Consider the following 20,976-nt stretch of genomic DNA (forward strand, 5'->3'; position numbering starts at 1 on the left):
TAGAGCATTTTCAGAAATACTATCGCATCTCCCTTGGCCTCATCTGGCATATTTTAATGCCGTTGCGAGCATCCTTGCTGCAAGATGCGTGACGGCTTTGCTCGCTGGTACCTCAATACTCCCCCCGCGGCGGATGTAGCGTAAGCTGGAGGTCGCGCAAGCCACGGCTGCCGTCGCGGCTGCCTGTTGCGGCGACGGCGGTGAAGATGCGTTCGGCATCGTCGTACATTTTCAGATTGAGGTAGCAGTATCCGCGCAGCACCATCAGATCGGCGCGTTCCTGCTGCAACTGTGCGCGCTGGTCGAGATAGAGCAATGTCTCGTGATAGCGCTTGCCCTCGAAGGCCGAGAGTGCGCGGTCGGCCAGTATGGCAACCTGCAATTCAGCGGCGCGCTGGTGGTTCATCGGCGCCTTGGTCGCAGCGACGGCGGCATTATTGGCAAGGCCGGCCCGCAGATATGCAAGGCTCTGTCCGTAGGCTGCTTCTTCGCGCGATTTTGGATCCGTGTTGCTCAAGGCGACATCAAAGGCTTCCACTGCTTCCATCGGTCGATTGAGGTTCATCAGGCACCAGCCGCGCGAAAGAGCATTGGCAGGCGTCAGCAGCTGCGCATTGACGGTGGTATTGCATCCCGCCGCCTGCCGTGTCGAGCGGGTAGCCACCCGGGCACGCGTATCCGGCTCGGCATAATTCGGGGAAGGAGCACGGCGGGCAGGGGTTATCTGTTGCACCGGGATCTGCCCGTTGACGTAAGGCTGCGTTACAGGAGACTGGGGTGCGACCTGAGAGGCCATCGGCTGCACATTCTGCGGCCCACCTTGCTGCATCGTCGTTTGCGGTAAGGTTTGGGGGGCAGGTTGCAGTGCCTGATTGGGAGACGGCAGCGGTTCTGACGTCGGCGTGCGCGGCGCCGGCTCGCCGAGCACGGCGATCCGCTGGGAGCGACCGGCCCACAGTCTCTGGACTTCGGCGACGCCCACACGATCGTTCAACTGGTTGCGCGTAATGGCAAGGCCGTAGGCGGAAGGCTCGTCGTCGGGTTTCCAGCGCAAAGCCGTCTCAAACCAGCGAGCGGCGGCCTGCGGCTGGTTCATCGAGCGCGCAAACCACCCGAACTGCTGGGCCGTCGGGACATACTTCTGCTTCACGACCTCCGCGGCGATACGGCCGAGAACATCTTCGCTGAGATTGGCCGGCGGCTGCAGCGCCATCAGATTGGCGGTTGCCGCAAGGTAGGTCGCCATCGCGTCCTTGGATTCGTTGCGCCATTTATACATGGCGTCTTCGGCTTCCTGCGGTTTGCGGTCGGCAATCAGCACCAGGGCCAGCCCCTGCGAGATCGTGGCCGAATCTTCCTTCTCATGCGCGGCTTTGAACCATTGCTCGGCGTCGGGATAATCGCTGCGGCGCAGATAGTACCAACCGAGGAGCGCATCATCGGATGCAAGGCCCTGGCTGCGGGCGACACGCTCCACCTGAGACAAATAGTCTTGCGATACAGTCAGCTTGGGATCGTCATTGCCCTGCGCGACGAAACGGCGAGCCAGATCGGTCCTGATACTATCGAATTCCCGCCCGCCATTGCCGTCTGGTTTTTCCAGAGGCAATAGATTCTGCATTGGCTGATAAGGCAGCAGAGCCGCCGCCTTCTGAATGGTCGCAAGTCTCTCCTGCGGATTGGTGCAAGTCTTCAGAATATATTTGTAGGCATCCTCGCCGCGGGCTGCACGATCGGTGCGGATGAAAGCTTCGGCGACACGCCAGAGAATGTCGATATCACTGCAGGTCAGCAGGCTCGGCGTTCTGGCGCCGATGTCGATCACAGTCTGATATTGCTTCAGATCGGATGCGTTGACGAGCCGCGTGCGTGCCTCCGCGATATCGAGACGCTCCAGCAGATCGGCGGGCGGCTGCCAGCCGGATTCGGTTGTCTGGCGGTCGGCAATGGCCTTGCGCACCTCGGCATAGCGGCCCTCCGAATAGAGCTGCCACATGGCTTCGAGCTGCTTGTCGCTGTTTTGCGGGATGGCCAGCGGATCGGCAGGCGGCGTCCAGTTCGGATAGAGCGTCTGCAGCCGGGAGATTTCTGCCTGGAGCCGCGCCTTGTCGCCACGGCTTGCAAAATAGCGCAACGCGCTTTCGTCGACCTTCGGCCGGTTATCCGCATCTTGTGCCGGGTTGGCCTGCTGGGGCATTGGCGGTTGCGTTGATTGCGGCTGCGCCTGCTGTGGAGTGGCCTGGGCGATCGAATCCGCAGCAGTCGTATTTGCCGACTTCGAGGGAGTGTCGGAGAGAACAGCCGACGGTGCAGCCGCCTGTATATGGTCGGCAAGCGTCTGCAAGTCGACGGGCTGTCCGGAGCTGCCGCCGGCCGAGCTGTTATCGGCGGCAAGCATCGTCTGCGGTTCAAGGCGTGCCGACTTGGCCAGCTTGATCTTATCTTCCGGCGAATCGTGATCCTTCGTCGCGAGCGTAAAACCCGCTACGGCGACGGCCATGAAAGCCATGATCAAGGTGGACTTTATAAACACTCCGGATGTTTCTCCGTGACGAAAGCCAGGCTCAACAGCTGCAAGGTGGCCGGATAGTAAAGCGATGGGGCGAACTGCCGAACCGAAGCAGGCAGTTTCGCTCCGCTCACCACACACGCCACAACATCGTTAACAATTCTATAACCCAGATCCGGGAGCAGGTCCTTGGGTTTACCCGTCGTCAGATCGATCGTTGCAGGCTCATCCTCCTCGACGGTCATGCCCTGCTGCAGACGCGAAAGCAGCGCCTTGTCGCCGATGCCTGCGCGCGCCAGGTAAAGCGGGATTCTGACGCTATTATAACCGAATTCCGCCTCGAAGCCGCCTGCGGGTTCCGGCTTCGCTTTGAGGCTGACCCAATCGGCGGGAAGCTTGCGCGGACCGAATTGTAGGGCGCGCAGCAGGGCAAGGCCGTCGTCGCTGAGCTTATGCCAGCGATCGGAAGGCACCAGCAGTGCCATGACGGGAATCGCCTCGAAGACCCAATAGGAGGGATTGATAACTGGTCCATCCTTGCGGCCGGGCGGCTGATAGCCCTCGACGCCAGGAATGAGCAGTGTCCGCCCTGCGGAACTGATGACGACATGGGACAGGATCGACTTGGCCATGCTCGCAGCCGCCCGCAAATAATCCTTATTGTTCCAGGCTGATCCCGCCAGGGCAAGCGCGTAGGCAATCAACAGATCGCCGTCGGACGCATTGTTCGTGTCCGTCACATGCGGGGTGACGGCCGGATCCCATTTCCAGACGGCGAGGCCGTCGTCGCGCAACAGCAGTTCCGTGCGGGTAAAATACCAGATCTGTTCGAAATCGGCCGGATTATTAGCGAGGTAGGCAAGCAGCATACCATAGCCTTGCCCCTCGCTGTGACTGATGCCGCCATTGCCGTTATCGATGATGCGCCCGTTCACATCGAGAAATTTCGCTTTGTACGCGGTCCAGGTCTGCGGATCGACCGCCGCGCGTTGAGCGGTAGCCGGCGGCGCTGCCGCCAGGATGGCAGCACTGCAGACCGCAAGGACAAGGCGCCGAAGTTTCATTCGCGCCTGCCGATCTTGGAAAGAACGCTTGCCGTGCTCACGCCAAGCAGGAACGAACCGACCACGAACAGGAAGGCGTAGGACAGTATGTTGCTGGAAAGCCAATTTGCGGCGATCAGCCGATAATTCGTCAATGACCAGGGTTGGGAGACGACAAAAGTGAACCGGCTCACGGGCACCGTATCGATCTTCCCCGTCTTGCCGGAATAGACCGTGATGCGGCCGCCGATCTGCGACCAGGTATTTTGCGCGGTCATTGCCTCGGCGCCGGCGCGCAGGTCTCCGGCACTTGGCGCGGTGACAACCGTCCAGGTTGCGTCGTTGGTCGGATTTGCTTCCTGGGCGATCAGGAAGCTATTGGCATTCGATGGGGTGAACACCTGCTCCGAACTGGGGATGAAGCGAAGCGAGCTCAAGGTGATATCGAAATTGCGGTGCATCCATTGCTGGAAGCTCTGTATCTGTCCCTGCAGCAATCCGCCGCTGATGCGGGAGCGCCAATCGGCAATGGTCACGGAAGCCTCCGGTATGCCACCTTGGCCAGGGGCGGGCGGGCGCCAGGCCACCTGGCTCGAGGCGGAGATGTTCATTTGTGTAAGGATCGTCGACGGCAGCTGCGAGACGGAACCAATGAACAGCGCATGGCGGTTCCCGACCGTACTCGGCGAGGCGGTGGGTTCGAGCGCGATAGGGTGGCCGGCGACAAGTGCCATCTGGCCGAGGAGCGTCGCGGTCGCCGACAGCGTGTCCGTGTCTGCCCGATCGATGAAGAGTGCGGTCGGCTCGGTTTGGCGATTGTAGGGATAGCCAGTGCCGGCAAGGGCTGCGAGGTTGGGCCGCTGTGCGATCCTGGCAAAATCCGGAACGGTGAACTGGCTGGTATCGAACAATGCAAAGCGGGGTGTCGTACTTGAGGTCGCTGCCGGCGCGCAGGCAGTGTCTTCTTCTGCCAGCAACATGGCTTCCAGCGTGATCGTGTTCAGACCCGGCTTGAAATGCCGCATGGTGATGCGGATGGGCAATTGCCGGAAGATGCCGCCGCCCGTCACCGTGATCGGCTTGGTCGTGGCGATACTGCCGTTGACATAGACGTCGACGTGACTGCCCGGCTTTACATCCTTGGCATAGGCCGCATCGAGCAGGATGGTGGCCTCGCCATAGGCATTGGCATAGAAATCGGACGGGATTGCCACGTTGAAGCTTGTATGGAAACGCCGCCCGGAAAATTCCGTCGTCCTGACGCCCAGCTGTTCGAAGGAAAGGCTGGTGCCTGAGTAGATAAGCGGGGCGTCGGGTGCGGACCATCGTTGCGTTACCAGCAGATCGCGGCGGGTATCGGGGTCGCGGTCGGTCGGCGAAACAACCATGTCGATCGCAGATGCGATCGCCTGCCAGGACGGGCCGCTGATGAGGAGAAGCTGCTGACCGCTGTGTGGGTCCGTCGCAAACGTCGCCAAGGCTCCATTTTGCGCAGCGGTCGGAACGGTAAAAACGGGCTGCAGTTCCGCTGGCGTGCCGACGACGATGGTCATTTTGCCGGGGCCAGATGTGGGTAGGGCATCCGTGTCGAACGAAAAGGTTTCGTTCGGCATTCCGCTCAAAAGCGCTAGTCCCTGCGCGAGACGCAGGATCGGTTTGGTGGTTCCCGGTTGAGCCAATGCCGGCACGACAAGATTGAACTGTGTCTTGCCGGTGCCGTCGACACCGATCGCGCGAATGGCGTCGGTGGTGGAGAGTTTCTCCGCTTCGCGACTGGCGAAGCTGAGATAAGTTCTTGCGGGATCGATATCGGACCAGAGCTCGTAGGTCGACGGGATGTCGCAGTCGACACGGTGGCGCTGCGTCGCCTCGAAGGTCAATAGATTGGCGCCGGGCTGCAGCAGCCCGCGCGGAATATCGAAGCTGATATCCGACTCGTTGTCCGAGGAGCCGATCTGCTGCTGATGGACGGCACGGTCGTTCACGAGGACCGTAAGCTGCGATGCCTCGGGGGCAACGACCACTGCGTTCTGGTAGGCAAAGGTAAGTTTCGCGGGCGCCGCCGCCTGCTCCGGCGTCAGATAGATAGACCAGGACTTGCGATCGGCTTCCCCCTCCAATCGCAGCTTCGCGTAGGGAACGACATAGCGGCGGAATGCCGATGGGTCGGTGCTGGCGGTTGTCTGTTTCGCCTTCGGCGCGACTTGCGGCGTCGTCTGGGCGGGGACGACTGGGGGTGAGACCTGGGGCGCTGCCGTTTGCGGAGTAACGGCCGGCGACGTCATGATCAAAGGCGGAGCAGCTTGAGGAGTGACGGTCTGTGGTGCAACGGTCTGAGGAACCGTGACCGCAGGCACCGCTGGCTTCGGCGGTTCTGTCTGCGGCACGGCAGTTTGCGGAGTTATGATCTGAGGCGCCGTCGGCGCTTCGCCCTTCGGCCGCTCGCCGGACATGTCGAAAGGCGTCGTCTGTGCCTGTGCCGTAACGGCGACAAGGAGAAGCAGGAGGGCAGGGAGGGCGCGGTTCATCAGCTTCTCGCCTTCGCATCCTGCCGCTGCTGCGTGCGTTCCGAGCCAACACCCCTGAATAGATAGATCAGGCCGCGGCTGGTCTGATAGAGCGACATGCTCAGGAACCAGAAGGTTCCGCGGATGATGCCCGGATTGCGCCGCCGTGCCTGCTGGAACTTCGTCCATTGATCGGAATTGGCGAAAACGAGGTCGGCAATCAGCCGATGGTCGGCAGCACCCCTTGGAACATATTGGCAGCCGATGGCGGTAATGTCGCCCATCTGCTCGATATTGCGAACGACGACCGACAGGGTCACCATGTCGGCGCCGCTATAGGGCTGGAAGCGTATGATCGCTTCCGAGCCGACCTTGACCGGTTCCAGATCCTTGTTGAAGACGTTCAACCTGGCGCCATGAACGGACACGTCCTCGATGGAGGCGGAGTTCCACCGGCCGTCGATCCCAAACTCGCTGCGCCGATCGACCCTGACGCGCCGCGAAGAGGCACGCTCCCCGCGTTCGGAGACGACGCCGAGCGCACAGCCGGAAAGGACGAGGTTGATGATGTTCCAGCCGCCGACGACGAGCGTGACGTCGGCCTTATAAGGCTCCGCATAGATACGATATATGGTGACCGCCAGCGCGATGATCTGAACAGCGAAGATGACGAAGAACGGACGGCTGATTTCCGAAAGTCGGCTGACGGCGATGGATTCGTCCTTGGCGGTGACCTTGAAGGTCGGTTTGCGGGGATTGAGCATGACCGAGACGACGGCCGGCAACAGGTGCACCGTCTGGACGTATTCGTAGAGTTCGGAAATCCATGGCCAGCGGAACGATCCATAAAGATAGTTCTGCATCATCAGGTTCACGAGCATATAGGCAAGCGTATAGGCGAGGAACTCGCTGCCCGATGCCGTGAAGATCTCGAGATCGAAGAAGAGATAGAAGAGTGGCGCAAACAAGAAGATGACGCGCGGAAACGGAAACAACCAGAACAGCGTCGACGACATGTAGCAGAGCCGTTGCGGCAGCGTCAGGCCGCGCTTCAAGAGCGGGAAGCGGAAACGCAGGATCTGCATCATGCCCTGCGCCCAGCGGCTGCGCTGGCCGATGAAGCTTGCGAAAGTCGCCGGCTGTAGGCCGGCAATCAGCGGCTTGTCGACATAGATGCTGTTCCAGCCGGCGCCATGCAGCGCAAGCGCGGTTTCGCAATCTTCCGTGATGCTGATGCCGCTAAAGCCATTTTGCGATTGCAGCGCCTTGCGGCTGAGCACGGCGGCCGAACCGCAGAAGAAGGCTGCATTCCATTTGTCGAGGCCGCGCTGGATGATGCCGTAGAACATTTCGTTCTCGCTCGGCATGCTGTCGAAGGTGCGCAGATTGCGCTCCAGCGGGTCCGGATTGATGAAGAAATGCGGGGTCTGAACCAGAAAGAGCTTAGGGTCATCCTCGAAGTAGCCGACCGTTTCGCGCAGGAAATCACGGGCCGGCGCATGGTCGGCATCGAAAACGGCGATCAATTCGCCGTTTGAATGTTCGAGGCCGTTGTTGAGGTTGCCGGCCTTGGCATGCTCATTGCGATCGCGCGTCAGATATTCGACATCGAGATCGGCGCAAAGCCGCTTGAGCTCGTCATGGCGGGCGATTGCCGCCTGCGATTCCAAAATCTTCGTCGAATTGCGCTTCTGCAACGTGCCGCCATCGTCAAGCAGCCATACCCTCAGCTTGTCGGCCGGATAGTCCAACGCCTTGGCGGAGGCGAGCGTGTTGGCCAGAAGATTGGTGTCTTCATTATAGGACGGCACGAAGACATCGACGCTCGGGAAGTTCTTGGTTTCGGAAGCACGCTTGGTGCGCGGCGGCAGAGGCGTGGCGACGATGAAGAGGCTGAGCATCAGCATCGCCACGTTGTACATTTCGGCGAGATAGAGCAGCAGGCCGGGAATGAAGTTTTCCGGCTGATTGACGGGCGGCAGCGTATAGGACGTGCGCCAATAGACATAGCGCAGAACGATCGCCGTGCCGAAGGCGAGGGCCACCAGCCGCCAAGTTCCCTGACGCTTGAGGATTTTGATGATCGCCATCAGGGTGACGACTACCGTGCTGGCAATCAGCTGCGTTTGAAGGTTGACCGGCAAGGTGATCAGCACGATCCCGCATAGCGCTATCACGGCCCATATCAAGATGCTGCGTGCAGTCTGCATCGGTGTCCCTTCAAAGGTATTGCCAGACGCCATCCTGGCGCCCCCAAGCAGCGCCGCCTGCTAGCGGCACGCCTGAGATATGCCAGTTGCCCCGTTACAGTCCGGTAAAGGCACGACGATATTGCTTGCAGTATTTGCAGGTGGCGGCGCAGCCATCGAGCTTGCACCACCTGTACCATTCGTCTGCGGTTGATCGGTCTGCCCATCCGGCAGCGGTACGCGCGGGCCGATCATCGGCGGCAGAGCTGGCGCCGCCTGCGGCTGGGGCTGTATCATGACCGGTCGGCGCACGACCGTAGGGCGCGGTGCGACGGGGCGGTTCTGATAACCGATGCTGATGGGTGCGGTACGATAAGGGGTGGCGTCTGGATAGACCGGTTCGCCGGGCTTGCCGAGGACGGCATCCGCGCCACGCGGCGCGCCAAAAGGGTTGAGTGCGGCGCCGGCAAAATGGCCGGCAATCGTATAGCCATAGACCGTGCTCAACAGCTGGCGCTCGCTCGCGTGAGCGTCACAGAGCCGGATGCGCACCTGTACCATGCCGAAATTGCGCTGCTCCTGGGTTGGCGCAAAGCCGGCCTTCACCTGCTGCCAGGCGTAGAGACATGTATCGCCGGCCCGGCTCTGGCCCGAGGCATAGCCGAACGGGCCGTAATTGTTCTGGACGAAGGTTGCCGAGCGTGCGAGCCGAACGCCGGGTACTGCGGTCGCCATTTCGCGAGCGATCACACGGTCGCTGATCGTATCGAACGGCCGACTTCCGAGTCCGGGATTGGAACCCGTTAGTCCAAGAAACTGAACCTTGAGGAAGTTTTGGCCTGAGACGGAAGACGAGGTGGAAAGCGCGATCGTCTGCTCGACATCCTTGGCATGCCTGCGCTCGACCACGTTTATGATCGCCGGTCCGCCGGGTGGCGGAAAAGCCAGCGCCTTGTCGTTTGTGACCGTTTCGACACCGATCGATTGGCGAACTTGGCCGGTTGTGGAGCAACCAGCGCCCATGCAGGCCAGTATAATCAACGCTATCGTCTTTGAAAAATGCATCTCTTAGATCGCGGCAATCCTGTGTGGTCACATTCATCGGCAAATTGCGCGACGATCATTGGAATCAAGTCCTTGTATTCACTATAGCAAATAAAGGTGGTTATGGTTAACCAATGGTTAATTTTGGCCGATTGTGGTGCCGTAAGAGGCCAGAAATGCACATAGAATACGCCCCTCGCGCTGAATGCACGAAAGGCGATGCCTAATCGGAGATTAAGCTGCAACTTTAGGCCGCAAGCCTATGAATATCAGATCGATTTCTTTCTTCGAAATGCGATCTGGACGGCCCGGTTCAGCGCGACCGGGAGGACCGACATGTGATTCTCTCCGGCATATTCCTCAAAGGTGATTGTTCCTGTGGATGACGCCAGTTTGGCCCATCTTTCCGCCATGTCGCGGGCGAGTTCTATCGTGCGTGTTTCCTTTGCCCGTTCCTGTCGTTTTTGCTCTTCGGGGGTGCCTTTATGGAAGGGCGCGAGGATTTCGCCTTCATACTGGCCGGCGGAAAGATGCAGTTCCGTATCGAGCGGCTCTTTGTGTCTGTCGAGGAATTCTCTCTCCATCGAAAGAATAGCGGCATCTTCCCAGTAGATTGCCGGGCTTGCTGAAATCCAGCGGCTGAAGGCATCGGGCTTGTAAAACAGGGCGTACAGCGTGAACAGGCCGCCGAACGAGTGGCCGAAAAGCGTCTGGCGTGAGCGGTCGACCGGGACCTGCCGCCCTATCCACGGCTTGAGCTCGTTTTCGATGAGCGCCAGAAAACGTTCGCCGCCGCCGGTCTTCACATCCGGCGTATCGGGGAAAAATGGCGGATAGACGCGCCCGGGCGGTGGGCTCAAATCCCATGAGCGGCGGAGCGGGTCATATGGCTCGTCCGTGGGATAGCCGATGGCAACAATGACCCCTTCCGCGACATCGGTCCCGTTCGGATAGCTCGCCTGTACTTTCAGCGCGTCGACGGCGGTCGCAAAACAGGCGTTTCCGTCGGTCAGGTATAGGATCGGCCAACCCTCCGCCGGTGCCGGTTTGTCCGGGCGATAAAGAAAGATCCTGTGCGGATGATCGGCATTGTCAAACTTCAGGTCAATGAATGTGCAGCCGGGAAGGGTGGCCGGCGCCAGAATGGAAGCGGCATTGTGTGATGATGTATGAGACATGGCCTCTCCGGCTGACCGATTATGGGGCGCTGGAACAACACGCCGATATTTGCAGAAAGATGATGAAAACTCTCATATTATTGGTGGCGCCATCTGGCAAGCGGGCCAAAAGCTTTGCTAAGCGTAATTTCGGGTGTCTTCCGCAATCCGGTTTTCGGCCACCGGGGCCATTCTGCAACATGAGAGTGGAAACGAATAAAAAATATGACTCTTGTACTCATGTATTCTTGACGCCGGCTGCGCCTGCGAACTAATTTGCGCCATCTTTTTCCGAAACGGGCAGGCGCGAAGGGCTCATGAAGCAGAAATCCCATAACTATATCAGCAATTTGACACGAAAGAGGTTCCATCTTGCAAGCGGCGCCACCGCACTTGCGACAGTGTTTGCTTTAGGTGGAAATGCCTTCGCGCAAGATGCTGCGGCCGATGCGAACAATGGAAATGCCACCCAGCTTGCGCCGATCGTCGTCAGTGGCCAATCGAGTGACGCAAGCGACAATACGACCGTAGCGGCAAAGAAGAGCCAGGGCGCCACCAAGATCAATACGCCCCTCATCGAAACCCCTCGCTCGGTTTCGGTGGTGACCAGGAAGGAATTGGAAGAGCGCGGTGCGCAGGACATTACCGAGGCGGTGCGTTATTCGGCTGGCGTCCAGACCGGCTCCTATGGCTTCGATCCGCGTTTCGACCAGATCTATATTCGCGGCAATGATGTTACGACCGACGGCGATTACCGAGACGGGTTGCGGCAGCCCTACATGAATTATGCGATGTTCCGGACCGATCCCTACGCACTTGATCGCGTCGAGATCATCAAGGGGCCGGTGTCCGTGCTCTATGGCGCCGGATCGCCTGGTGGCATCGTCAACAAAATATCGAAACTGCCGACGGAAGAGACGATCCGAGAGGTCGGTGTTCTCTATGGAACGTCGGATCGTGCCCAGACGATGTTCGATTTTGGCGGCCGGGTCAATCAAGACGATGACAGCATGCTGTATCGCATTGTCGGCTTAGCGCGAAAGGGTGACACCAATTTCGATATCGGCGACGATCGTTATCTGATCCAGCCGTCCTTCACCTGGAAGCCGGACGATACGACGAAAATCACGATCTATGGCTCGGCGCAATCCACGGAAACGGATGCCAATGTCGGCGCAATGATCGGCCCCGACGGCAATGTTCTCGACTATCGCGACAGCGACCCGGATTACGATTATCAAAGGACCAAGCAGCAGCAGGTCGGCTATCAGTTCGAGCACGAGTTCGATGGCGGCTTCACCTTCCGCCAGAACCTTCGCTTCTCGCATCTTGATCTGAAGTCGCGCTATCTCAGCACCTACAGCTGGGTCGGAGACGTCGCCCAGCGCGGTGCGACCGCGATCGGCGACAAGATGAATGTCTTCCAGATCGACAACCAGCTTGAATCCAAATTCGATACCGGCCCGGCAGCCCACACCATGCTGTTCGGTCTCGACTATACCCGTATGAGCGATTCCTTCGCATACGGGATGGATACTACGACCAGCCCCGCCTATGATTTCGATATAAGCAATCCGACCTATGGAGTATCGGGTCCGACGCCGGCCTATAATTTCAGCCGGGTTGACGCCAGCCTGCAGCAGTTCGGCGCCTACGCCATGGATCAGATCGAACTCGACAAGTGGCGCTTCACGCTCGGCGGCCGTCAGACCTGGGTGAAGCAGTCGACCGACACCACCATTGTCTCCACTGATACGACAACCAAAGACAGCTTCAACAAGAATGCATTTTCTTACCAGGCTGGTGCGCTCTATCTCTTCGACAATGGCATTGCACCCTTCACCAGCTATTCCACTTCCTTCAACCCGGTCACACAGCGGTCTGCTTCCGGCAGTATCCTCGATCCGACCAAGGGCGAACAATACGAGCTTGGCGTAAAATACCAGCCGCCAGGCACCGACATTTTGCTTTCGGCCGTCGCCTATCATCTGGTGGAGAAGAACAAGCCGGTTCTCGTCGATCCGCTGTTGGGCATCTATGCCTCGCTCGGTGAAGTGACCAACAAGGGGATCGAACTGGAAGCCAGGGCAAATATCACCGATGGCTGGGATGTGGTTGCCGCCTATGCCTATAACCACTCCGAAATCACGCGGGGTGACAATGCCGGAAATGCACCGGCGGTGACGCCCCAAAACATTGCCAGCCTGTGGTCGAACTATACGTTCCAGGATGATTCGGCCGCAAAGGGCCTGACCGTCGGCGCCGGCATTCGCTATACCGGCGAGACCTATACCAGCACGGCCAACACCGACAAGAATGACGCAAGCGTCTATCTGGATGCGGCCGTGTCCTACGACTTCGGAGCGGTCGATCAGAAATATAAGGGCCTGATCGCATCCGTCGATGTCCGCAACATCGCCAACCGTCGCCTGACGGTCTGCAACGAGGGCTATTGCTACCTCGGACAGGGCCGCAACATCACGGCATCGTTGAAATATCGCTGGTAAGCCTACCGCGGGCGCTGCGTTTTTGCGCGGCGCCCGCTCCGCCCGATAGCCTCCTTTCGTCGGCCGAATTCGACCTTACTGTAAGCAAGGCTACCTTGCAGCCCGAGGCTATCGCGTAGGATATCCACATTCTTGCCGATGCGGCGATGAGGCTGTAGCCTGGCAGAAAATGTGCCCGACCATCCCAGAGGAAGGTTCCGTATGGCCGAGGTCCTTTTGTTCCACCACGCACAGGGATTGACCCCGGGTGTGCGCGCGTTCGCTGATGTGTTGCGGGGCGCCGGTCACATCGTGCACACGCCTGACCTATTCGACGGGCGGACTTTCCAGAGCATCGAAGACGGGCTCGCTTATATCGAGGGGATTGGATTCGACGATATGCGGGAGCGCGGCGCCGGCGTTGCCGACGAGCTGCCTCCTGCGCTCGTGTACGCCGGGTTCTCGTTCGGCGTGCTACCTGCCCAGAAGCTGGCCCAGACACGGCGCGGAGCCCGAGGAGCTCTCTTCTTCCATTCCTGCCTGCCGATCAGTGGCGAATGGGCTTTCGGACCTTGGCCGGATGGAGTCCCTGTCCAGATTCACGGAATGGAAAACGACCCGATCTTCGTAGGCGAGGGTGACATCGATGCCGCCCGAGAGATTGTGGCGAAGGTCGAGGACGCGAAGCTTTTTCTTTATCCCGGCGATCAGCACTATTTCGCCGACAGTTCGCTCCCGTCGTATGATGCGGGTGCAACCTCACTGTTGACGAGCCGAGTGCTTGAGTTCCTGGATCGCGTCTGATCGAAGCCAGTGTTTTGGTTTGAGCTTGGTTCCTAAAAGAGGTCGTGCAGCACCACAAGCACACTGCCCGCTTTCGGCTAGCAAGCATCCCGTTTGCATATATGCCGCGCTCCGGGAGCGTCTGCTACGTCAGACTATGCTGTTCTGCGCCGTTTCATCAACAATATCAGCAGCAGCGGGGCGCCGACGAGGGCGGAAACCAGGCCGGCGGGCATCTGGTAGGGAAAGGCGATCATTCGGCCGAACCAGTCTGCGAGCACCATGAGGCCGCCGCCGGCGAGCGCCGCGCCGGTAAGCTGGGGTGCAGCGCGCCGCAGGCCAAGTTCGCGTGCCAGATGCGGCCCCATGAGGCCGATGAAGCTCAAAGGCCCGACGACGAGGGTAGCGGCTGCGGTCATGGCTGCGGCAAGCGCAAAGAGGCAGGCCCGCGCGAAGTTGACGCGAATGCCGATTGCCTGCGCCGCTTGGGTTCCAAGCGGCAGCAGGTCGAGCCAGCGATGGGCCAGAAAGGCAAGCGCAAGGCCTGTTATTGCCGCCATCATCGCAGAGATTGCCTTTGGTGTATCAACGAGATAAGTCGATCCGCTCATCCACTGCATCACGATCATTGCGCGCGGATCGCCGCTCGCGGCCAGCACGCTGATGAAGGCATCCAGCATGGCTCCGAGCGCGATGCCTGTCAGAAGTACCCGTTCCGGCGCGAAACCGGACCGGATGCCGAACAGGAAGATGGCGATGAGCACGGCGAAGGCGCCGATACCGCCGAAGCCCAGTTGAGCGGCCATGCCGGGAGCAGGCAGAAGAAAGAGAGCGGCGGTGACGCCGAGCGTGGCGCCTGCCGAAATACCTAGAACTTCCGGACTTGCCATCTCGTTGCCGCTGAGCCGTTGCAGGATAGCGCCCACGACGCCAAGCATGGCACCCGCAGCAAAGGCGCCGGCGATGCGAGGAAGACGATAGGGCAGCACGTCGGGCCAATAGAGATAGGCAAGCAGCGTCCATGTTCCATCCGGTGCGCGCCCGAAGAAGACCGCTGCGGCCAGGAGAAGGACGAGCGCCGGAACTGATGCAAGCAAGAGTACGCGCGGCGTATGCAAGGCGCGGTTCGCATTCTGAGAGGGAGACGGCGCGCTGCGCTGAACGGTCTTCAAACGCGGCAGCATCAGGAGTAGCAACGGCGCGCCCAAGAGCGCTGTGATGGCACCCGTCGGCAGGAAGGTCGAAGAGGCTCCGGAAAGCAGCACCAGGGCTTCATCGGTCAGCAGCAGCAATCCTGCGCCGATGAAGGGTGACCAGATGAGCTGGCTCTTCATCTGTCGGGCGCCGGCAAGCTGGGCGATGCGCGGCGCGATGAGGCCGATAAAGCCGATAACGCCGACGGCACTGGTGACGATCGCGGCAAGTGCAATTGCAATGCAAACGGCAGCAATGCGCGTGCGCTTGACCGACAGGCCAAGTCCGCTCGCGCCGCTATCGCCAAGTTCCATGAGTGCAAGCGGCCGCGCCATCAGCAAGGCCGCGGCAGACAGGATGGCGATTTTCGGGAGAAGGGATAGCGGAATGGTCCAGCTTTGCTGCGCCAGCGATCCGGCGCCCCAGATGAAAAGGCCCGAGAGATAGCGATCGTTCATCAAGATGAGAATGGCAGCAAGCGCTCCGCTCCAGACGCCGACGATCAAGCCGGCGAGCACCAGCGCCAACGGCGAAAAGCCGCGTCTTGCGCCGATCAGGAAGACGACTGCCGCCGCGGCGGCACTCCCGAACAGGGCAACTGCGTCGCGGCTGAGGCCCTGAAGAGCGGGAAAGGCAAGCATGACGGCAACAAGCGCAAGATTGGCGCCTGCGGAAATGCCAAGTGTGGAGGGCGAGGCAAGCGGATTGCGCAGCACCTGCTGCAGCAGACTTCCCGACAGCGAGAGTGCGGCACCGGCCAGCAAGGCGGTGACGATTCTCGGGAGGGTCGAATAGACAAGCAGTAGGTGTTGCGGATCGTAACCTGCTTTCTGCTCGAACAAGCGTGAAAGGTCCGGCGCCAGTTGATGCCAGGCAAGCAGGCTAGCGAGCACGAACAGCGTCAGAGCCACGGCTGGAGCACCGAGGACGTTATTTGCTTCGGTGCGGATCATGCGAATGTTTCCAGATGGTCAAGCAATATGCGCGCGAAACGCTGCGCCTCCTGCACCATGCCGAACATCAAGGTGCCCGGCAGCACGGAGACGCGTCCGGCTCGGACAAAGGGAAGGCTGGTCCATAGCGGACTATCCTGCAGATTGTCGAGCACGTTGGGCGGAAGCAGCGGTTCGAATGCGATCAGACGCAAGCTTTGATCGAGCGTTGCCAATTGCTCCAGCCCGATCGTCTCGAAGCCCCAGTAATCGCCCGGCCTGGTCCAGGCGTTTTTGAGGCCGATCCTGGTCATGACGTTCTGGTAGAGGCCTGCGCCGCAATAGATGCGGGCATGGCGCCCGTCGACAAAATTGATGAGCGCCAAGGGCGGAGGGTTGAGCTTTTTGACGCGGTTTGCGTGGTCATCGAAGAATTGTTCCGACCGGGCAAGGAATTCTTCCGCCTGTCGCCGCCGGCCGATGGCGTCGGCCAGCCGACGCGTCGCCTCGATGGAGCGTGACAAAGCCTCGCCGCCTTCGGCATAGATCGTCAGTTCCAGAACCGGCGCGATCGCCTCCAGTTGCGTCTTCAAAGGCGCCAGATAGGGCGTGGTCAGGATCAGCGCCGGCTTGATACTTGCCAACACCTCGAGATTGATCTCGCTTGTGGTGCCGAGATCGACGACGCCATTGGGCATTTTCGGTTCGACGACCCATGTATTCCAATCGGCGAGCGAGGCGATGGCGGCGGGCGTGACGCCGAGCGCCAGCAATGTCGAGGCCAGGCCATAATCGAGGGAAACGATCGGGCCGGATATAGTTTCTGCGGCTACTCCCACTTGCGGAATGGCAAAAAGTGCCGCAGCGGCAAGCAGCGTGCGCCGGGAAAGCATCAGGGTCTCGAAGCTGCTTTCAGATGACATAGGCAAGCGGCGTTCCATGCACGGGATGGGCGGTGACGCCCATATTGGTGCCGTAGATCGTATTGAGCGTTTCGGCCTTCATGAGGCTCGGCGACGGGCCTGCCGCAATGAGGCGCCCTTGCTTCAGCGCATGCAGATGATCGCAGAAATGTGCCGCGACATTGATATCGTGCAGAACGAGAATGACGCTCAGATCCTTCGTCCGGCAAAGCTCGCGCACCAGGCCGAGAATTTCCATCTGGTGGGCGATGTCGAGTGCAGATGTCGGCTCGTCGAGCAGCAGGCAGCGGCTGTCCTGAGCAACGAGCATGGCGATCCAGACACGCTGGCGCTCGCCGCCGGAGAGCGTATCCACCATCCGGCCTGCCAGTGCATCGACATGCGTCAGCTTCATCGCTGTTTCCACCTTTTCCCGGTCGAGATCGGTGAAGCGCCCGAGCGCGCCATGCCAGGGATAGCGCCCGCAGGCGACAAGCTCCTTGACGGTCATGCCGGCAGCCGATGAGGTGTCCTGCGGCAGATAAGCGACGGCGCGCGCAAATGCCCGCATATCGTAGGAGCCGGCGGCAACGCCATCGAACAGGATGCGCCCGCCGGTCGGCTGAATCTGTCGGGCCAGCAGTTTGATCAGCGTGGATTTGCCGGAGCCGTTATGGCCGATCAGACCGGAAATCTCGCCCGCCTTGAAGCTGATGTCGAGTGGATGAAGAATGGTTTTGCCATCGACCTCGAAACGCAGGCCTTCCGTCGTGAAGACCGTTGCGTGACTCTGATCGTTTCCGGTGATCGTTTCGTCTTTGATGATCATTATCATTCCTGCTGAAGCGCGCGGGCTTCGTGAAATTCCGATAGCCGGCAGGTGGCCGGGTTAGTTTATCGAGGTCAATGGCTTGACGAAGAAGAGGCACGGATCGCTTTCACGCCAGAGGGTCGGGAATATTTCCGCGCGGATGAAACCGTTTCTATCGTAGAAGGCGCGGGTCTTTTCATATTGCGGTTCGTCCCTGCCGCGCGGCGCCAGCGTCTTGACCGTCAGGAGCTTGCAATCGGAGGAGCGGGCGAAGGTCTCGGCTGCGGCCAGCAATCGCTTGCCCACGCCGCTGCGATGGTGCCGGCGTCTGGTTGCGATCACGACAATCTCCATGGCGGCCGGCGGATGAGCGCGCAGCGAGACGAATCCGGCCACGGTATTCGCCTCGACGCAACCGAACATCGGCAAGCTCTCCACCGCGCCGGCGCAGGCTTCGATGACAGCGGGGTCGGTAAACCAGTCGGTCAATTCCGACATGATGTCACGACAGATGACGCCTTTGGATTTGGTTATCTCGATGGCTTCCTGCATCTATGCTTACCTTTCCTGGCGGTGGAGCGCGGCTCGCGGGGGATGGTGGCGAACCACCATCAGGCCCGTATCTCCCGCACCCGTGTTGTTCGGTTTCGTCTGTGGCCGCTGCCGGCGGCGCAAGCATGATCGGCCTCGAGCGAAATTGCGGCGAGACACCGCGAATGCGCCTCTCGCAGAAGGCCGCAAACGAGGGCGCAGGACACGCCAGCCTCCTTGGCAATGATGTTCTGAGGGATATCGTCGAAGTAATGCTCCTCGTAGAATTTTCGGGTTCTAGCGGGCATGGATTCGACCGTGCAGCGGAAGGCCTTATAGGCTTCGGCTTCGTGAAGGTGTTCCTCGGGACTTCCATAGGCGGAGGTATTGCCGCCGACTTCCTCCTCAAGGAAAAGGCCGCGCTCATATTGCAGTCGCCGCATATGATCCGTCGCCAGATTGCGCACCATGCGCATCACATAGGGCGCAGGTGCCGCTATATCCTCCTTCAGCGGTTTGGAGACCAGCTGCAGGAGAACCTCTTGCACCACATCCTCTGCCAAGCTCATGCAGCCGGTGATCCGGCGTGCGACGGAGAGGAGCTTCGGATAGGCGTGAAGTGCTGTTTGGAGTTGCTCATTGGAAGTCGACTGCGAATGGGTGGCAATCATGTCGGGCTCTCGCTGAAATCCAAAGTTGCATTTCTGTGTGCCCCTCTTTTTGAGAGGGAACCTATAAAACATGACAATGATAGTCAAGATAGCAGAGTCGAAAAGTGAAGCATCTCCTAAATCGAGGCTTATCCGCCTGATTTTATTTTAATTTTTTTGCCGATCTAGAAGAAAATCCCGCTTTTGTAATGCTGCCATTGCGGCCATGCCGAAGCCATTGATGTCGCGATAGCCCATTGAAAATTCCCGCTTTCTTCATCGCTGATCCGGCCGGAATGGATGAAAATCGCTTCGCCCGATATTTGGCTTTTGCCTTCTAGGGTTGTATTTCCCGGAATCAGTATCACGCTTTGCGGGTCGGCCAGAAAACCTTGGCCGAAGCTTTTCAGCGCAGCCTCCTTCTGAACCCAGCAGGCGAGAAAAACATCGTGGCGATGTCGCCCATGCAATTGATACACCTGATTGAGTTCTTGTTCGGAAAGGATCATCGGCATGATCTCGGAGGCTTCCTTCTCCGAAAACGCATCGAGGCGCTCGATATCGATGCCGATGCGGCCGCCGCGGCAGATCGCGAGCGCTACGCGGTCTTTCGTGTGCGAGAGATTGAAGTCGATGTCGGGGTAATCACGCAGGTAGGGCCTGCCGGAAGGGGTAATCGCGAGACAAAGTGCTTGCGGGGCGCAGCCAAGCAGATTGGCGATGACGCTTCGGCACAGCACCCGTCCGGCAACGAAAAGGCGCCGCGCCGCGCATGATCTGAATGCTGCGGCACGGCTTTTTTCTGCCTCGCTCAAAATCGAGTCCGGTACGGGAAGCTCGTCAGACAGGTGCAGGCTATGAAGCTCTACCTGCGCTGTCTCTTCCCCCGGTTGGGCCGTCTTCACCTATTCCGCTGCCTGTCCCATGTGAGAGGGAAGGTTCGACGGCTGCCCGTGCGTTTCCCACTGTACGATGGGATCGAGTTGATCGAGATCGAAATGCTGGCGGCCGAGCAATGCGTTGGCGATTACCGCGCTTCGCCATGCGGCAAGACTGAGCTGCGGCTCGGCAATGCCGTGGCTATGGCGTCCGGCATTGAGAACAAAGATGCGGTTATCACGCGGCCCGTCCCATGCCAGCGAGAAGTCGCTTTCCAGCACCGGCTCGCCGATGGAGCTGAGCTCGATGCGGTTTTCGAGCGAATGCAGGAACTCCGGAAGGACAAAGCGATAGCCGGTTGCAAAGACGATCATGTCGACAACAAGCGTTTCGATGCTGTCGTCGAAGCCGTTGCGCATGGTCAGCGTGATTTCGGGACCGTCCTGCTCGGCCGCGATGACGTTGCGGAAGGGGCGCAGCGATATGCCGTGATCGGGGTGGCCGCCTGCATCGAGCTTTCGCTCGTAGAGCCGGCGATAGAGTTTTTTCAAGGTGGAGGCGGAAACCCCGTCGCTCGCTAGTACCTGCCGGCGCGTATGAATAAGCCGAAGCTCCTCGGGCAGCCCATGGAAACGCTCCATATAGCCCGGGGTGAAGAGCTCGTTGGTGAATGGCGTGGCATCGAGCGGCTCGAAATTTGGCCGGCGGCTGATCCAGTGAATGGACGAAACGGCGTTCAGGTCCAGGAGCGCATCGACGATCTCGGCACCGCTCTGGCCGCCGCCGATAACGGCGACACGGGGCGCTTTGACGCCACCGATACGTTGCGTCGCTTCGCTGCTGTGGAAGGTCATGGATTTGGACAGCTGTTCGGCCCAGGCCGGACGGGACGCAATCTTGCCGACGCCGACGGAGAGATTGCGGGCGCTGATCGGACCATCGTCGGTGGCGATGGAGAAAAAGCCGTCATTGGCATGGACCTCTCGGACGCTCGCGCCGAAGCGGAGCGACGTCAGCCCGCGCGCGACCCATCCGAGATAGTCTGCGAATTCCTTGCGCGGAACGGCTTCATATTCCGCATTGAGAAACTGATAAAAGCGTTTATGTGCAACAAGATAGGAGAGGAAGCTCCACGGACTTGTCGGGTTGGTGGCCGTCACCAGATCCTTGAGGATGGATGTCTGCATTTCTGCGCCCGGCAGCATCATTCCCGGATGCCATGCGAAGGATGCGCGTCGCTCGAAGAAGCGGACGGAAAGTTGCGGTATGGAATCGAGCTGAGCGGCAAGGCTGAGGTTGAAGGGACCGATACCGGCCCCGGCGAGGTCGAGCACGTGCGATGTCATGATGCAGCTCCAG

General features: G+C 59.8%; 15 protein-coding genes. 2 read left to right on the top strand and 13 right to left on the bottom strand.

Annotated features, from left to right (window positions below; translation table 11 throughout):
* Positions 1 to 112 precede the first annotated feature (112 nt).
* The 6 genes from PH562_RS19690 to PH562_RS19715 all read right to left on the bottom strand — a co-directional run bounded on the left by PH562_RS19690 (position 113) and on the right by PH562_RS19715 (position 10,470).
* Positions 113 to 2,533, bottom strand: coding sequence for a cellulose synthase (locus PH562_RS19690; RefSeq protein ID WP_285175002.1), 2,421 nt, complete (start codon positions 2,531 to 2,533; stop codon positions 113 to 115).
* Positions 2,524 to 3,573 carry a family 8 glycosyl hydrolase gene (locus PH562_RS19695; RefSeq protein WP_285175004.1) on the bottom strand — a complete coding sequence of 350 codons (1,050 nt, stop codon included), beginning with the start codon at positions 3,571 to 3,573 and terminating at the stop codon, positions 2,524 to 2,526. Before PH562_RS19695 ends, PH562_RS19690 begins: the two co-directional genes overlap by 10 nt.
* Positions 3,570 to 6,080: a cellulose biosynthesis cyclic di-GMP-binding regulatory protein BcsB gene (locus PH562_RS19700; RefSeq protein ID WP_285175006.1), complete on the bottom strand. Its 2,511-nt coding sequence runs from the start codon at positions 6,078 to 6,080 to the stop codon at positions 3,570 to 3,572. Before PH562_RS19700 ends, PH562_RS19695 begins: the two co-directional genes overlap by 4 nt.
* On the bottom strand, positions 6,080 to 8,269 hold the full coding sequence (gene bcsA / locus PH562_RS19705; protein WP_285175008.1) for a UDP-forming cellulose synthase catalytic subunit: 2,190 nt from the start codon (positions 8,267 to 8,269) through the stop codon (positions 6,080 to 6,082). Before bcsA ends, PH562_RS19700 begins: the two co-directional genes overlap by 1 nt.
* A 60-nt stretch (positions 8,270 to 8,329) precedes the next feature.
* Positions 8,330 to 9,313: a cellulose biosynthesis protein BcsN gene (bcsN, locus tag PH562_RS19710; RefSeq protein ID WP_285175011.1), complete on the bottom strand. Its 984-nt coding sequence runs from the start codon at positions 9,311 to 9,313 to the stop codon at positions 8,330 to 8,332.
* A 248-nt stretch (positions 9,314 to 9,561) separates the two neighbouring features.
* Positions 9,562 to 10,470 carry an alpha/beta hydrolase gene (locus PH562_RS19715; protein ID WP_113228851.1) on the bottom strand — a complete coding sequence of 303 codons (909 nt, stop codon included), beginning with the start codon at positions 10,468 to 10,470 and terminating at the stop codon, positions 9,562 to 9,564.
* Positions 10,471 to 10,766: 296 nt separating this feature from the next.
* On the opposite strand from PH562_RS19715, the gene PH562_RS19720 reads away from it, so the two are divergent.
* Both PH562_RS19720 and PH562_RS19725 read left to right on the top strand, forming a co-directional pair.
* Entirely contained in the window at positions 10,767 to 12,956 is a 2,190-nt protein-coding gene (locus PH562_RS19720; protein ID WP_113228852.1) for a TonB-dependent siderophore receptor, read from the top strand.
* 201 nt (positions 12,957 to 13,157) lie between these two features.
* Entirely contained in the window at positions 13,158 to 13,739 is a 582-nt protein-coding gene (locus tag PH562_RS19725; protein WP_285175016.1) for a dienelactone hydrolase family protein, read from the top strand.
* Between the two features lie 134 nt (positions 13,740 to 13,873).
* Here the strand turns inward: PH562_RS19725 and fhuB are convergent, their stop codons facing one another.
* From fhuB to PH562_RS19760, 7 genes are all read right to left on the bottom strand, one after another.
* On the bottom strand, positions 13,874 to 15,865 hold the full coding sequence (fhuB, locus tag PH562_RS19730; protein WP_285175018.1) for a Fe(3+)-hydroxamate ABC transporter permease FhuB: 1,992 nt from the start codon (positions 15,863 to 15,865) through the stop codon (positions 13,874 to 13,876).
* Positions 15,862 to 16,767 carry an iron-siderophore ABC transporter substrate-binding protein gene (locus PH562_RS19735; RefSeq protein ID WP_483315365.1) on the bottom strand — a complete coding sequence of 302 codons (906 nt, stop codon included), beginning with the start codon at positions 16,765 to 16,767 and terminating at the stop codon, positions 15,862 to 15,864. Before PH562_RS19735 ends, fhuB begins: the two co-directional genes overlap by 4 nt.
* Positions 16,757 to 17,575: an ATP-binding cassette domain-containing protein gene (locus tag PH562_RS19740; RefSeq protein ID WP_285175021.1), complete on the bottom strand. Its 819-nt coding sequence runs from the start codon at positions 17,573 to 17,575 to the stop codon at positions 16,757 to 16,759. The genes PH562_RS19735 and PH562_RS19740 overlap by 11 nt, the downstream gene beginning before the upstream one ends.
* A 60-nt stretch (positions 17,576 to 17,635) precedes the next feature.
* Positions 17,636 to 18,109 carry a GNAT family N-acetyltransferase gene (locus PH562_RS19745; RefSeq protein ID WP_285175024.1) on the bottom strand — a complete coding sequence of 158 codons (474 nt, stop codon included), beginning with the start codon at positions 18,107 to 18,109 and terminating at the stop codon, positions 17,636 to 17,638.
* A gap of 59 nt (positions 18,110 to 18,168) precedes the next feature.
* On the bottom strand, positions 18,169 to 18,759 hold the full coding sequence (locus PH562_RS19750) for a sigma-70 family RNA polymerase sigma factor (RefSeq protein WP_285175027.1): 591 nt from the start codon (positions 18,757 to 18,759) through the stop codon (positions 18,169 to 18,171).
* Positions 18,760 to 18,923: 164 nt separating this feature from the next.
* A complete protein-coding gene (locus PH562_RS19755; RefSeq protein ID WP_285175029.1) occupies positions 18,924 to 19,643 on the bottom strand; it encodes a 4'-phosphopantetheinyl transferase family protein in 720 nt (239 codons plus the stop codon).
* Complete coding sequence (locus PH562_RS19760) at positions 19,644 to 20,963, bottom strand: lysine N(6)-hydroxylase/L-ornithine N(5)-oxygenase family protein (protein ID WP_285175033.1); 1,320 nt, start codon at positions 20,961 to 20,963, stop codon at positions 19,644 to 19,646.
* Between the last annotated feature and the right edge of the window lie 13 nt (positions 20,964 to 20,976).

Origin of the sequence: Rhizobium centroccidentale (genome assembly GCF_030182565.1) — a bacterium.
Lineage (GTDB): Bacteria > Pseudomonadota > Alphaproteobacteria > Rhizobiales > Rhizobiaceae > Rhizobium.

Excerpts from the sequence above, each read along its gene's own strand:
- PH562_RS19695 (WP_285175004.1), bottom strand. The coding sequence starts at position 3,573 with ATGAAACTTCGGCGCCTTGTCCTTGCGGTCTGCAGTGCTGCCATCCTG.
- PH562_RS19700 (WP_285175006.1), bottom strand. The coding sequence starts at position 6,080 with ATGAACCGCGCCCTCCCTGCCCTCCTGCTTCTCCTTGTCGCCGTTACG.
- bcsA (WP_285175008.1), bottom strand. The coding sequence starts at position 8,269 with ATGCAGACTGCACGCAGCATCTTGATATGGGCCGTGATAGCGCTATGC.
- bcsN (WP_285175011.1), bottom strand. The coding sequence starts at position 9,313 with ATGCATTTTTCAAAGACGATAGCGTTGATTATACTGGCCTGCATGGGC.
- PH562_RS19715 (WP_113228851.1), bottom strand. The coding sequence starts at position 10,470 with ATGTCTCATACATCATCACACAATGCCGCTTCCATTCTGGCGCCGGCC.
- PH562_RS19720 (WP_113228852.1), top strand. The coding sequence starts at position 10,767 with ATGAAGCAGAAATCCCATAACTATATCAGCAATTTGACACGAAAGAGG.
- PH562_RS19725 (WP_285175016.1), top strand. The coding sequence starts at position 13,158 with ATGGCCGAGGTCCTTTTGTTCCACCACGCACAGGGATTGACCCCGGGT.
- fhuB (WP_285175018.1), bottom strand. The coding sequence starts at position 15,865 with ATGATCCGCACCGAAGCAAATAACGTCCTCGGTGCTCCAGCCGTGGCT.
- PH562_RS19735 (WP_483315365.1), bottom strand. The coding sequence starts at position 16,767 with ATGTCATCTGAAAGCAGCTTCGAGACCCTGATGCTTTCCCGGCGCACG.
- PH562_RS19740 (WP_285175021.1), bottom strand. The coding sequence starts at position 17,575 with ATGATCATCAAAGACGAAACGATCACCGGAAACGATCAGAGTCACGCA.
- PH562_RS19745 (WP_285175024.1), bottom strand. The coding sequence starts at position 18,109 with ATGCAGGAAGCCATCGAGATAACCAAATCCAAAGGCGTCATCTGTCGT.
- PH562_RS19750 (WP_285175027.1), bottom strand. The coding sequence starts at position 18,759 with ATGATTGCCACCCATTCGCAGTCGACTTCCAATGAGCAACTCCAAACA.
- PH562_RS19760 (WP_285175033.1), bottom strand. The coding sequence starts at position 20,963 with ATGACATCGCACGTGCTCGACCTCGCCGGGGCCGGTATCGGTCCCTTC.